A 12,868-nucleotide genomic window follows, 5' to 3' on the forward strand; every position below is an offset into this window, starting at 1 on the left:
AAATTCGATCTTTTTACACCCTGACGCCGCACGGCATCCCGATGCGTACAGCGCATCAGTCGGTATATCTCACGAGGGGTTATCCGCCGGCATGCACAGAATAGGCACTCACCAGGGCCCGCCCGCCTGGAGCGGGCCCTGGTACCTACCGGCCTGGTCTCGTTATCGCCCGCCTCGTCGCCGACAGAAACGTCGGGTACGTAATGACAGGACTATTCGCGCGTCACTTGAAAAGAAGCATAGGCGCAGGATGTGCCGTAGCGGTGACAGATGGTACTAACCTTGCCTCTGCGGAAGGAAACGCGCAGTTTATGCATGGTGCCTTGATAATGCCGGCATTTCGTCATTGAAGTTCCTCTGGCGGCTGGAGGGTGGCGGAAACCGTGGCCATCCCCGGATGCGCCTCCGCCTCGGCATGCGCGTACGCGACACGCACATGCAGCTTCGTGCGGGCTACCTCAAGCCACGTCATCCAGACATTGAAAGGCACCCCTTTCGCATCCATCTGGACGCCCTGGCCGACGACCACCAGCTTCGGGTCCGGGATACCCGCATCCTTCAGTAATGCAGATAACGCGTCGCGAAGCGCAATACCCGAGAGTGGCCGGATCGCGGACGCGCCCCGGAAGCTGCGGGCAGTCACGGCCTGGGCACGCAACTGCGCCAGACCACCCTGCAAGGCGGGCAGATCTCCGTAGATACGCCGGGATCCGTCCCAAGCAGGTGTCCACAGAACGTTGTAGACGAGCGCAATGAGCCCCACGCTCACGCCGGCAACCAGCAGCTTTCTCTCACGGGGCGCACGGCTTTCCAGCCAGCCGCTTATCGCGGTCGCGATATTGCGGATGCGAGTATCCATTTCCCATCCTCCTGCCTTGCTGACAGCCCGTTGGATGCAAGCCGCTTTCTGAGACCATCAGCGTCAACAGTCGCATCCGGGCGGAATGTGACCGACAGCGACCCGTTGCTGTAGTCCAGCATACTGATCGATGTTGAAGGAACCGGCGGCAATGCGCGGGACAGCGCTGCAGCCTCCACAACAAAGTCGTCTGCCCGCAGCGCACCGCTCGCATTGGCGAGCCCTTTCAGGCGCGACACCATCTGGGCCTGGGGATCCACAACCACCGATATGTCCGGGAAGGTCGTCTTCAGGACAGCAACCATCTGCGCATTCAGGGCATCACGTCGATGCATGAGCTGAAACCAGTGCACATTCACCGCCGTCAGCGCGAGCACGACCGCTGCACCTGACAGTCCCGCCGCCCATTGCCACCATCTTTTCGCACCTTTCGATCCACGCCCGGAGCGGGCAAACTCGAACTGGCACAGATCAAGGCGACACGCCATCGCAGCCTCCGCCAGCGCGCCCAGCGGGAGAACTGCCAGTCCCGCCCGTTCCGGCACCGGGCGCAGGACCGGCTCGGGATCGATCGCATGCCCTTCGTCGCGCGCGGCACCCACGACATCCGGGGCGGCCGCGGAAAGCTCGTACAGGTCGGTCGGTGCCCGCTGCACCATCCTGTCCAGCGTCGCAGGCAACCGTCGCTCGTCAACCTCGAGACCCAGCCCCAGGCCGCCCTGCCTGAGCACGACCTCGACGATCACGGATGTCTCCGACCCGGCCATCGCTGCGGGATACCGCACGACCAGCGCCGACGCCGGTTGGCCACCCACCTCATCCATCGTCACAACCCCTGCCGCCTCCCCGGCCGCCGACGGCATGACCGGCTCCCCCCCATCGGCTGTCTCTGTCTGCACCGGCCCGGCTGTTTCGACCAGCGCCAGGGCGGGTTCCTTCTCCGTGACCGCCTGTGTTGCTGACGCATCCGTTCCACCGGCCGGTGTCCCTTCCCCGTGCGGCAGAGGAACACAGCGCGTCAACGGCACGACCTTCAGGCGCCCGCGACCTTCAAGGGTGAACGCGGCGATCACCGATGCAAACCATTCGCGGTCGACCACGGCGATATAGTGTCCACCCTCCGGTGCCGGAACAGGATCCACGCAGATATGGCAGCGCTGCGCATCCTGGACCAGCTGGTCCTCCACCATGTTGGGCAATACCCGCTGCAGCCGCGGCCCCGTCACCGGTGGCAGCGTAGCCTTGAGCAGCAGCGTGTCGCATGCGGACACGACAACGACAGTCATGTCGCTGTGCGGCAGCTCCGCCGCGACCGCGACGCCCTGATCCACGATCCGGCCCGCGGCAGCTACCCGCACATAGGCAAGGGGCGCGGATGCCCACGTCTGTTGCGCCGCCGTGGCAGAAGGCGGCAGCAGGACAACGAGGCTGATCATGGGCGCACCCTGTTCGCCGGGCGCCCGGCACGGCCCGTTCCGTGAGGCTTCGCGTCTGCAGTGCGCGCGGTCCCCGTCATTCGCCCCGTCATGGCTGCCTCACCTCGAAGTTACCAATCCCGTTACTGACCACGTCCAGCCGGCTGTCGCCCGCACTCAGCACGATCGTCACCGGCGCATCAATGCTTTCATCACCGAAGACAAGACGCCGCACTGTCTGGGCGCTGCCGGTATAGTGAATCGCCACCCCGGTGACGTCCGCGCGCCAGCGGTACGGCTTGAGCAGATCGTCATCAAGAACCTGCCATCCGCCGCTCTGCGTCGACTGCGAAAACATGTACCCCCCGTCGACGGGTTGCCACGCGATCGATATCGAACGCACCTGCGCCTCGTCCGCGGCCGACTCGAGCAGCGCGGCAAGACGCTGCGCCTCTTCCGTCAGCTCCGTCCTCTGGTTACGTCCAGGCGCCAGCGCAGCAACCGCTATCACAATCCCGACGATCACCAGCACGACCAGCATCTCGAGCAGCGTGAATCCCCGCGTGTTGCGGGCAACCCCCACCCGTGCGCTGCTACTGCCACGACCCGATGTCCGCATCATTGCCGTCGCCTCCAGCCTTGCCATCCGCCCCGAAGCTGAACACGTCAATGTCACCATGCGCCCCGGGATTGAGGTACTGGTACGGATTGCCCCACGGATCCATCGGCACCCGGTCGAGGTAGCCGCCCGACTTCCAGTTGCCCGGGACCGGATCGACAGTCGGCTTCTGCACCAGCGCCGGCAGCCCCTGGTCCTGCGTCGGATAGCGCCCGTTATCGAGACGGTAGAGGCTCAGCGCCTGCATGAGCGTGCCGATGTCCTGCCTGGCCGCGACAACACGTGCCTGGTCGGGACGGCTCATGATCTTTGGCACGATCAGCGCCGCCAGGATCCCGATGATCGCAATCACCACCATCACTTCGATCAGCGTGAATCCTCGCCCGCGCCTGTAGCGCGCCAGCCTGCCAGGGCGGTATTGTGCGAGCCTGCCCAGATCGGTCATCATTCGTTCACCTCGCTGTCCAAGAATGCCTTTCAGCCACAACCTTCATGGTGTATGGCCCAACCTGTGCCACACACCCCGTGCATCACCTACGTCCCGGGCCTGCCATGTCACTCCAGCTGACTCTCCCATTGCGACTGACCCTTCCGTCTACCGGACCGCACCTGCCGGCACTCGCCGCCATGGCCTCCGCACTGCTCCTTGCCGGCTCACTCATCTGGTCCGTCCAGCAGCTGCGCCAGCCTCTGCCCGTACCGCCAGCCGCGCCAGCGCCTGTCGCAACGCTCGATGCGAAGAGCGGCCAGACCCTGTTCGGCGCCCAACCGGACGGCGGCAAACACGATGCGATCCAGCTGCTCGGCATCCTCTCGTTCGATGCGCGTCACGCCGCCGCCGTCATCAGCACCGGCGGCGACGCTGCCCGCGTCGTCGGCCTGCAGGCCAAGATCACTGATGCCACCACCCTCACCGACGTCCGTCCTCATTCGATCGTCGTGGAACACAACGGCGTGCAACGGGAGATACCGCTCACGGCGCCCCAGAATCCACTCGCCTTCGTCCGCTAGAACCGTGCCCTGCAGGGCTGTCCAGGTGATCCGGCGGCGATCCGGAACACCCTTGCGCGCTACCTACTGCACGAGATTGTTCAGGTCGATGATCGGCATCATCACAGCGAGGACAATCACGAGCACCACGCCCCCCATCGCCAGGATCAGCAGTGGTTCGAGCAGGCTGGTGAGAAACATCGTGCGACGTTCCAGCTCGCGCGACTCGCCTTCCGCCGCCCGGTCAAGCATCGTTGTCACGTCACCCGTCGCCTCGCCCGAACGGATCAGGTGGACCAGTACCGGCGGAAATGTCTTCGAATTGCCCAGTGCCCGGGACAACGATGTCCCTTCGCGCACACGCACAATCGCGTGATCGATATTGGTCCGCATGGCCCGGTTGCTCAGCGTCTCGCCCGCGGCCTGAAGGGCGCGCAGGATCGGCACGCCGGCGGCCGTGAGAATGCCGAGCGTGCTGGCAAAGCGCACGGTGTTGTAGCCCCTCACGATGCGGCCCGCCAGCGGCGCGCCGAGCAGCCACTTGTCGAAGGCCAGCCGCGGCCCCTCCCGGGCCAGGATCCGGCGGACCACCCAGATGACGACGGCAACCCCCACGAGCGTCGCCCACCACCAGTGCCTCACGTAAGCGGACAGCCCCAACATCAGGACCGTGAGCAGCGGCAACTGCTGCTTCGTGCTGGCAAACACATTGGCGACCTGGGGCACCACATAGCTGAGCAGGAACGTCACGATGCCGAAGGCAATCACGGTCACCACAGCGGGATAGGTAAAGGCGAGCAGGATCTTCTGGCGCAGCCCGTTGCTCTGCTCGATGTAGTCCGCCAAGCGCCCCAGCACGATCCCGAGCTTGCCGGTATGCTCACCCGCCGCAACCAGCGCCCGGTAGATTCCCGGGAAATCCCGCGGATGCTCGGTCAGCGCGTTGGCAAATGAATGCCCGCCCACCACCTCCGAGCGGATTGCGGCCATCAGTTCGCGCACGTAGTCCCGCTCCGCCTGCTCGCTCAGCACCGACAGCGCTTCGTCGAGTGGCAGGCCCGCAATCAGCAGGCTCGCGAGCTGGCGTGTGATCACCCCCTGCTCACGCTGCGACAGGCGCCGACCCAGCGCGAGCCGCTGGCTGCGGGCGCCCTGGGCGCGGCTGGCCGCAGGCTCCACGGCCAGTGGCGCAAGTCCCTGGGTGCGCAGCTGCGCCCGGCCCGCTCGCGCGCTGTCGGCCTCCAGCACGCCCCGCAGCGTGCGGCCCGCCGTATCGATCGCCTCGTAACGGAACGCCGGCATGTCATTCCCCGCCTGTCACCCGAAGCAGTTCTTCGAGTGACGTCATGCCCGATGCGAGCCAGCGGTCCCCATCCTCGCGCAGCGTGCGCATGCCCTGCGCACGCGCCGCCGCGAGGACTTCCGCATCGGCCGCGTTACGATGGATCAGTGCCCGGATCGGATCGTCGACCATCAGCAACTCGTACACGCCACGCCGCCCCGCATAGCCCGAGCCCCTGCAGTGCTCGCAGCCGAGCGGATGCCAGCGCCGCTGGCCATCATCCTCGATGCGCTCTGCCTTGCAGTGCGGGCAGAGCTGCCTCACGAGCCGCTGCGCAAGCACACCGAGCAGGCTCGATGCCAGCAGATACGGCTCGACGCCCATGTCGGTCAGACGCGTAACGGCTGAAGCCGCATCGTTCGTGTGCAGTGTGGCAAGCACCAGGTGGCCGGTCAGTGACGCCTGCACCGCGATCTGAGCAGTCTCGAGGTCACGGATTTCGCCGATCATGATCACGTCCGGGTCCTGGCGCAGGATCGAGCGCAGCGCGCGCGCGAACGTCATGCCGATCCTCTCGTTCACCTGCGTCTGGCCGATCCCCGACAGGTCGTACTCGATCGGGTCCTCAACGGTCATGATGTTGGTGGTCGCGGTCTCGAGCCGCGACATCGACGCGTACAGCGTCGTCGTCTTGCCCGAGCCGGTCGGACCTGTCACAAGCACGATGCCATGTGGCTTCGCAATCAACTGGTCGAACCGCGCAAGGGTATCGGACGCCATGCCGAGTGCCGTGAGGTTCAGGCGCTGCGCATCTTTTTCCAGCAGGCGAAGCACCGCACGCTCGCCGTGTCCGGTCGGCAGCGTCGAGACCCGCACATCGACAGGCCGGCCGCCGACGCGCAGCGTGATGCGGCCATCCTGGGGCAGGCGTTTTTCTGCAATGTCGAGCTGCGCCATGATCTTGATGCGCGAGATCAGCGCGCCGTGCAGGGCCTTGTTGGGCCGCACGACATCGCGCAGCGTACCGTCGACGCGAAAACGCACGACCGACGCGTTCTCGAATGGCTCGATGTGGATGTCCGACGCATGCTCGCGTGCGGCCTGCGTGAACAGCGCATTGATCATCCGGATGATCGGCGCATCGTCTTCCGACTCGAGCAGGTCCTCGACCTCGGGAATGTCCTGCATCAGCCGTGACAGGTCGACCTCCCCTTCGACCTCACCCACGATCTGCGCGGCACTGCCGTCCTGGCTCGAGTACGCGGCATGGATCGCCTGCTCCAGCTCAGCATCGTCGACCTGCACCAGCCACAGCGGCCTGAAGCGGCGCGCGACTTCGGCGAGCGCCGAGGGACGCGTGCGATCGCTGACCCATACCTCGTATTCGTGCTCCCGCCGGCCCGCCACCAGTATCTGCCCTGAACGGGCAAAACCATAAGGCAGCAGCCGCACCACGTCCTGTGATGGCGATGCCATGCGCTCCGACGGCAGGAGCACCGGCGGCGGCGACACATCGGGCAACCCGGGTGCGGCAAGCTGGTTCACGGATGGTCTCCCATCGACAGTCCCGGAATGGGGGCGGGCGCAGCCTGCGGGGTAAGCGGCTGGGCATCGGGTGCCTGGACCGGGACAGGCTGGCTGCTCGCGGGCGCGGCCGGTCCGCTGCCGGAAACCGCATCCTGCCCTGCACCGCGCGCAGTGCCCATGGCCCCGTGGTCATCAGGCGCCGCGCCGGCTGGCGCAGCACCCGCGCCAGGCACGGCACGGCGCGTCATCTGGTTCATGTCGAAGAGCCCTTCAGCAGCCGGCACCCCCTCCTGCGGACCGGGCGGCACGGGCGGCAACGTCGGCGTATCCTGGTCACGCTCGACCCGGTTGTCCGATACGGTCCCGTTCATCTGCCCACGGATGTAGTTGTACCGGTCGTCTGACACGGCCGCCTGACTTTCGGCATCGCGGATCACAACCGGCCGCAGAAACACCATCACGTTGGTCTTCGTGCGACTCTTGTTCTCGGCCCGGAACAGCGACCCGATCACCGGCAGGTTGCCAAGCCACGGCACCTTGTTATTGCCGTCGGAGTAGTTGTCCTGGATCAGGCCACCCAGCACGACGATCTCCCCATCGTCCGCAAGGACAGTGGAATTCACTGAGCGCTTGATAATGGTGACGCCGCCCGGATTGTTGACCGACGTGGCATCGACCGACGAATCTTCGGTATAGATCTGCATCTTGATGACGCCGTCCTTCGTGACCTGCGGCCGCACATGCAGGACGATCCCGACATCCTCACGATCGTACGTGGTGTAAGCCGCAAGACCCGTCGTGGACGCGGTGGCCGTTGACACCGACCCGGTCTGGATCGGCACGTTCGAGCCGATGACCAGGCTGGCCTCCTCGTTGTCGAGGGTAATCAGGTTGGGCGACGACAGGATCGATGCGTTGGTCACGGTCGACAGTGCCTGGACCAGTGCACCCAGCCCGAAGAACTTCCCGAAGTTATGCAGCAGGCCGATGTTGATGCCGTTGTTCAGCAGCGTCGTCGTGGCTGCCGAGGAAAGGTTGCTGCCAAGCGACTGGCCTTCCGCCGTCAGGTTGACGATGCCCTGGCTGGTCGACGTGTTGAAATTGGTCGTGCCGATCAACGCGTTGTTGCCGTTGCTCGACTGGAGCGCGCCTGCCCATTGCACGCCCAGGTTGGCCGCCTGCGTCGCCGTCATCTCGACAATCATTGCTTCGAAATAGACCTGCGCCCGGCGGACATCGAGCTGCCCGATGACGTTACGGATGCTCTCGTAGATGGCATCCGGCGCGGTCACCACCAGCGAGTTTGTCGCGGGATCGGCCACCACGGTTATCCCACCCGGGTTATCTTCGTCACCGCCCCCCCGCGCGCTGCCGATCAACCCGCCTGCGCCGCCCGACGTGCCCGAGAACGACCCGGAGCCGGAGCCACTGCCTGACGTCGAGCCCAGCGACCCACCCGGCAACGGCGGCACCCCCGACGTGCCCGTCGACGAACTGGTGCTGGTCCCGGTGCCCGTACTGCCTGAACCGTAACTACTGCCCGTGCCGTTACCCTGGTTGAATCCCTGTGCGCTCGAACTACTCGTGTCGCTTCCGCCCTGGTCGGGCAGGCCCAGCATGCCCCGCAGCACTTTCGCCAGATCTGATGCACGGGCGTTGTCGAGTTTGACCACATGCATGTTGCCCGGCACACCGGTGGGCGCATCAAGCTCCCGGATCAATCCCCGCGCAACGGCAATCCGCGACGCATCGCTTGCACGCAGCAGGATCGCATTGATACCAGGGTCAGCAGTCACCGAAACCTTGAGTGCCGCATCGGTGTTACCAACCCCGCTCGGGTCGAGCATCTTCTGCGCGACAGGTGCCACGTCAAGTGCATTGCGATGCTCGAGCCGGATAACCGCCATGCTCCGCGCCGAGTCACCGTCGATCCCCGCAATGACATCGGCGATGCGGCGCACGTTGTCCGCGTAGTCCGTCACGATCAGCGCGTTATCGCTCGGATCCACGGAGATGGAGTTATTCGGACTCACCATCGGCTTGAGCGCGGGCAGCAGCGCATTGGCGGACCCGCTCTGCAGGCGGAACACCTGCGTGACGACCATGTCGCCCGTCGCGTGAGGCGCATTCCCGACATAGGTCGGCACACCCTGCAGCTTGGCATCCGCCTCCGGCACGACCTTGAGAATGCCGTTGTCCCGCACCAGCGCAAAACCCTGCATGCGCAGCGCGGCCTCGAGGGTCTTGAGCGCAAGCTCCCGGCTGACGGGATTGTCAGTGACCAGGTTCAGTTGCCCCTTCACCCTCGGATCGACAATGATGGTTGTGTTGGTTGCCGTACCAATCGCGCGCGCAACCTGGCTGATATCCGTGTTGCTGAAATTCAGGTTCACCTGGGCCTGCACGACGTGCGCCCATGCCAGACCGGTCATGCATATCACCAGACCGATCTGCCGGATGCCGGAACGAATCATGCATGTCATAGGCGTTATCCGAAACTGCTGCGAGCCGATTCACCAGAACAGGCCCGCCCGCACGGCATCATGAAACGTCATGTCTCCGTGCGATGGCCCCCGTCGATGCCACCCAGTTCATCATCGACTGCAAACACAGTCGATGCCACGAAGAGTAAGCGCTTCAATCCATATAACGTGTGACAGATGTTACGTACATCGCCTTATTGCGCGTGCATTCTGTGAGACATCACGATGCGTAATCGTGACAGCCCGGTCTGGCAAATACGATGCGGCCTGAATGAATCGTAGGGAGATGACCGGGGGCATACCGACAGGGATGTTGGTCCCGGCAAACTTCACCGGTATGGTTGATCACCATGGCCATTCTGGAACCCTCCTCCATGTGCGCGAGCATTCATTGATGGATGTAGGGCACAGAAATACGGACTGAATTATGGATTCAATAATTGATCCGTTGTACGTACAATTTTTCACGATAACGACCAAATGAGGTCGTAGGCTTTCATGAGGGGTGCAGTCGCCGCAATCAGACATGCCCGCTATCTGCGGTTGCCCTCACAGCACTCGAATACACAAGACAACAAGAGGCGCGTACGCGCGGGGAGACAGGCTATCCCGCCCGGATATCCCTGCCTCGCCTGCGACAAGACAACTGGCCATGAAAGGAAAGCAGCATCTCGATCACGCAATCCTGCTGTCCAGCGACGAAGAAATCACTCTCGAACGCTATATCGCCACGTTTTCCCCGCAGCCATCAATTGGCCTGCCGGAACTCGTCTGCCCGGTCTGCCGCGGCGAAATACATCTTTCACGCATGCATGACCGGAACCGCACGCCAACGTTCCTGCACGTGGACGGAGACCAGGCGGACTGCCCGCTGGTCAATGTCCATTTTGCGAGCACGGCATTCGCGGTAGCCCACACCTATGAACCCCGGCTCGAGCAGGAACGGCGCGAACGATTCATGGAACGCTGGACCCTGTATCTGACCGGGATCCGTCGCCATGTATCGACATACAGCGTCGAGCGCTTCGCCATGACGATCGCCCACGCCGACGTCCTGCATATCTGGTCATGCCCGACCCTGACCGAAGTGGACATCCTGTATCTGTTCCTCGCCTTCTCCGCGTTCGTCGCGGAACCACCCGGCGCCCACCATCCGATCTGGCTGCGCTTCCTGTTCGATGCCTCGGTTTCAGGTGCCGCTGATCTCCAACCGGCCGACAGGCGGCCGCCACGCTTTTTCCGGCTGCGTTACCGGTCGCCGTATCAGGTCATGTTTCCGAATGCCCACCAGCTCCTCGACTGGTGCGAGATTCCCATGACCGACACGTTTCTGCGCCGCCCGGCCACAACCGTCTCCGGGCCGGACCTGAAAGCGTTTGCCGAACTCACGGCTCTCCGACCCTCTGCGCTCGAAGACGACGGCCCCACGATCCCTATTCCTGATCCGAAAAAATAGCAGGAATGTTCTTCGGACTCGCCACCGCGTCAGCGGCGTCGCCGATCTGGCCTGTGCGCAGCACATTTTTTAGTCACGAAGCAATCGCTGACCATCCGCCCGGCATTCGACTCAATTCGAAGAAAAATAGATGACAGAAGGTACGAACAATTCATTCAAATCGAATACCCGCACTCAGCAACCAATCACCCGTATCAGATAAACATAAAATTGCTCGTACCATCCGAAACACAATTGACTTTTACCATCCACTCTTCAAATAAAACAACACCGATCACCGCCCCCCTCCACCACGAGAACGACGCAGAGCCATCAAACCCTTATCTGATGGCCTCTCCATATAGGTCTCGGCAAGCACTTCATGCCGAATGGATATATGTATCAATAAAAATATTTGTCCGATTTTTTATTAATCCGGTTTCAGCGAAATTGTACGTAACATCTGAAGCCAAACCGACTCGAATAATTCGGAAAAGGTTAATCAAGAGCGAGTGAACGGAACCTTATATTGGTCTGGCAGTTTGTGAAGAAAGTTCAAGCGAACTGCACCGGTTGCTTTTTCTGTCCATTTTCTTCTTGCAAGGATTTGTCATGAAACTCAGCAAGCGCAAGACCTGCCTGGCCGTCGCCCTCGCGATCTCGGCCCTCGGCGCGGCCGTTCCGGCCATGGCTCAAGTCGTTGGCGGCGGCTCGTCGCTCGTCGGCCCGTCGATCCAGTCGGAAATCAGCACCTTCGGTGCCAACCCGGATTCGCTGACCTACTACGTCACGAGCTCGGGCACGGGCCAAACCGCATTCCTGAACGACGACGCGACCGTGTTCAGCGGCGCTTCCGCCGGCCCGGTATACTTCGCGAACAGTGACGCTGCCGTCGCGTCGGCGTGGATCACCTCGTACAACACCAACGACAGAGCAACGGATGGTGCGCTGATCCAAATCCCGTACATCGTGACGCCGATCACGATCCCGTACACCAACGGTCCGACGTCGTCGACCGACACGCTCAAGGGACCGCAGACGACTCCCAACCAGAGTGTCAGTCTTGCGCTGAATGATACCGACCTGTGCGGCATCTTCTCGGGTGCGATCACGAACTGGAACAAGGTCACCAACCCGGATACGAACACGACGTTCAACGTGAACGAACCGATCGAGGTCGTCTACCGTTCGGACAGCAGCGGTACCACTGAACTGCTGACGCGTCATCTGGCTACCGTGTGCCCGGCCATCGCAGGTTCGACCACGACCCCGTCCGGCGTGACGGTGACGTTCGTCGATTCGCAGTTGTTCACGGATTCGTTCCCGAACGGATTCCCGTCGGGCGCCTCGTTCGTCCCCGCGTCGGGTAGCGGCGGTGTCGCTACTGCCATCGCAGGAACGTCTTCGGCCACCACCGTCTCCGCCATCGGCTACTTGAGCCCCGACTACACGAACACGTACCTCGCGCCCTCGAGCACGTCTGCGGCTAACGAAAACCTGACGGTGGCCAGCCTGCAAAACAGCCAGTTGTCGCCGGTCGCAGATGTCGCGCCGACGTATGCGGAAGCCACGAACGCAGTGAATACGGGGGCAACGCCGAGCGACGTCACGAATCCGGCGGACTGGGTTCCCGACGTCGCCAACCCGGATACCGGATATCCGGTATCCGGTACCAGCAACATTCTCCTGAGCCAATGCTACGCCAACGAAAACGTGGCAGAAACGGTCGTGAACTTCCTGACGGATCACTACACGACCGCTGCATACACGTCGATTCTCCACGGCAATGGATTCGATGTTGTGCCGAGTGGCTTCGAAACCCTGATCTCCGACAATTTCCTGACGAATAATTCGGGAAATAACCTGGCCATTGGCCAAGGCACGGTGGTACCGGGCTGCCTGGCTCACGCAGGTCGCTAACTTCATCTGCGCTCTCTGCAACGGCTAGCGGCAACGCTAGCCGTTGCAGATAACCGAGTCCTCCTCGCTAGCGTGTTCGATTACAGATTTTTGCTATCAGCCAGGCGCGGTCTGATCTATTCGGAGAACCCGTGGAACCTCGGCACTCAATCCCACCAAACGCTCCTTTTGATTTTCCCTCCAATTCGTACCGTCTTATCAATAAACGAATCGATAAGACGGCGTCGCTCAGGCGCCACGCCATACCACTCCAATTTAAAGTACCATCGTACAACGTGACTATCGGTACGTTGGCAAACACGCCCTCTCACAGACAGACCCAACCATTAATTTGTGAA

10 protein-coding genes are annotated in these 12,868 nt (G+C 62.7%); 3 read left to right on the forward strand and 7 right to left on the reverse strand.

The genetic code is table 11. The features are described 5' to 3' along the window. Positions 1-343: 343 nt before the first annotated feature. The 4 genes from gspM to gspG form a co-directional block, all read right to left on the reverse strand. Positions 344-859: a type II secretion system protein GspM gene (gene gspM / locus CY652_RS13725; protein ID WP_102131258.1), complete on the reverse strand. Its 516-nt coding sequence runs from the start codon at positions 857-859 to the stop codon at positions 344-346. Next, on the reverse strand, positions 823-2,295 hold the full coding sequence (gspL, locus tag CY652_RS13730; protein WP_102131259.1) for a type II secretion system protein GspL: 1,473 nt from the start codon (positions 2,293-2,295) through the stop codon (positions 823-825). Before gspL ends, gspM begins: the two co-directional genes overlap by 37 nt. Positions 2,296-2,383: 88 nt before the next feature. Next, positions 2,384-2,815, reverse strand: a complete 432-nt coding sequence (locus CY652_RS13735; protein WP_258002313.1) for a GspH/FimT family pseudopilin — start codon at positions 2,813-2,815, stop codon at positions 2,384-2,386. Between the two features lie 52 nt (positions 2,816-2,867). Then, complete coding sequence (gene gspG / locus CY652_RS13740) at positions 2,868-3,338, reverse strand: type II secretion system major pseudopilin GspG (RefSeq protein WP_102131385.1); 471 nt, start codon at positions 3,336-3,338, stop codon at positions 2,868-2,870. Positions 3,339-3,520: 182 nt separating this feature from the next. Here gspG and CY652_RS13745 point away from each other — a divergent pair, with 182 nt between their 5' ends. Next, complete coding sequence (locus CY652_RS13745; protein WP_258002314.1) at positions 3,521-3,904, forward strand: general secretion pathway protein GspC; 384 nt, start codon at positions 3,521-3,523, stop codon at positions 3,902-3,904. A gap of 63 nt (positions 3,905-3,967) precedes the next feature. Here the strand turns inward: CY652_RS13745 and gspF are convergent, their stop codons facing one another. The 3 genes from gspF to gspD form a co-directional block, all read right to left on the reverse strand. Continuing rightward, entirely contained in the window at positions 3,968-5,185 is a 1,218-nt protein-coding gene (gspF, locus tag CY652_RS13750; protein WP_102131261.1) for a type II secretion system inner membrane protein GspF, read from the reverse strand. 1 nt (position 5,186) lies between these two features. Beyond that, positions 5,187-6,641: a type II secretion system ATPase GspE gene (gene gspE, locus CY652_RS13755; RefSeq protein ID WP_102131387.1), complete on the reverse strand. Its 1,455-nt coding sequence runs from the start codon at positions 6,639-6,641 to the stop codon at positions 5,187-5,189. Between the two features lie 65 nt (positions 6,642-6,706). After that, the gene (gspD, locus tag CY652_RS13760) at positions 6,707-9,166 is read right to left on the reverse strand and encodes a type II secretion system secretin GspD (protein WP_258002315.1); all 2,460 of its coding nucleotides are present in this window, start codon (positions 9,164-9,166) and stop codon (positions 6,707-6,709) included. 661 nt (positions 9,167-9,827) lie between these two features. Here gspD and CY652_RS13765 point away from each other — a divergent pair. Then, positions 9,828-10,631 carry a hypothetical protein gene (locus CY652_RS13765; RefSeq protein WP_102131263.1) on the forward strand — a complete coding sequence of 268 codons (804 nt, stop codon included), beginning with the start codon at positions 9,828-9,830 and terminating at the stop codon, positions 10,629-10,631. A 591-nt stretch (positions 10,632-11,222) separates the two neighbouring features. Beyond that, a complete protein-coding gene (locus tag CY652_RS13770) occupies positions 11,223-12,530 on the forward strand; it encodes a substrate-binding domain-containing protein (RefSeq protein WP_102131264.1) in 1,308 nt (435 codons plus the stop codon). Positions 12,531-12,868: the final 338 nt, after the last annotated feature.

Source organism: Burkholderia sp. WAC0059, from assembly GCF_002870125.1.
In the GTDB taxonomy this organism is placed as follows: domain Bacteria; phylum Pseudomonadota; class Gammaproteobacteria; order Burkholderiales; family Burkholderiaceae; genus Paraburkholderia.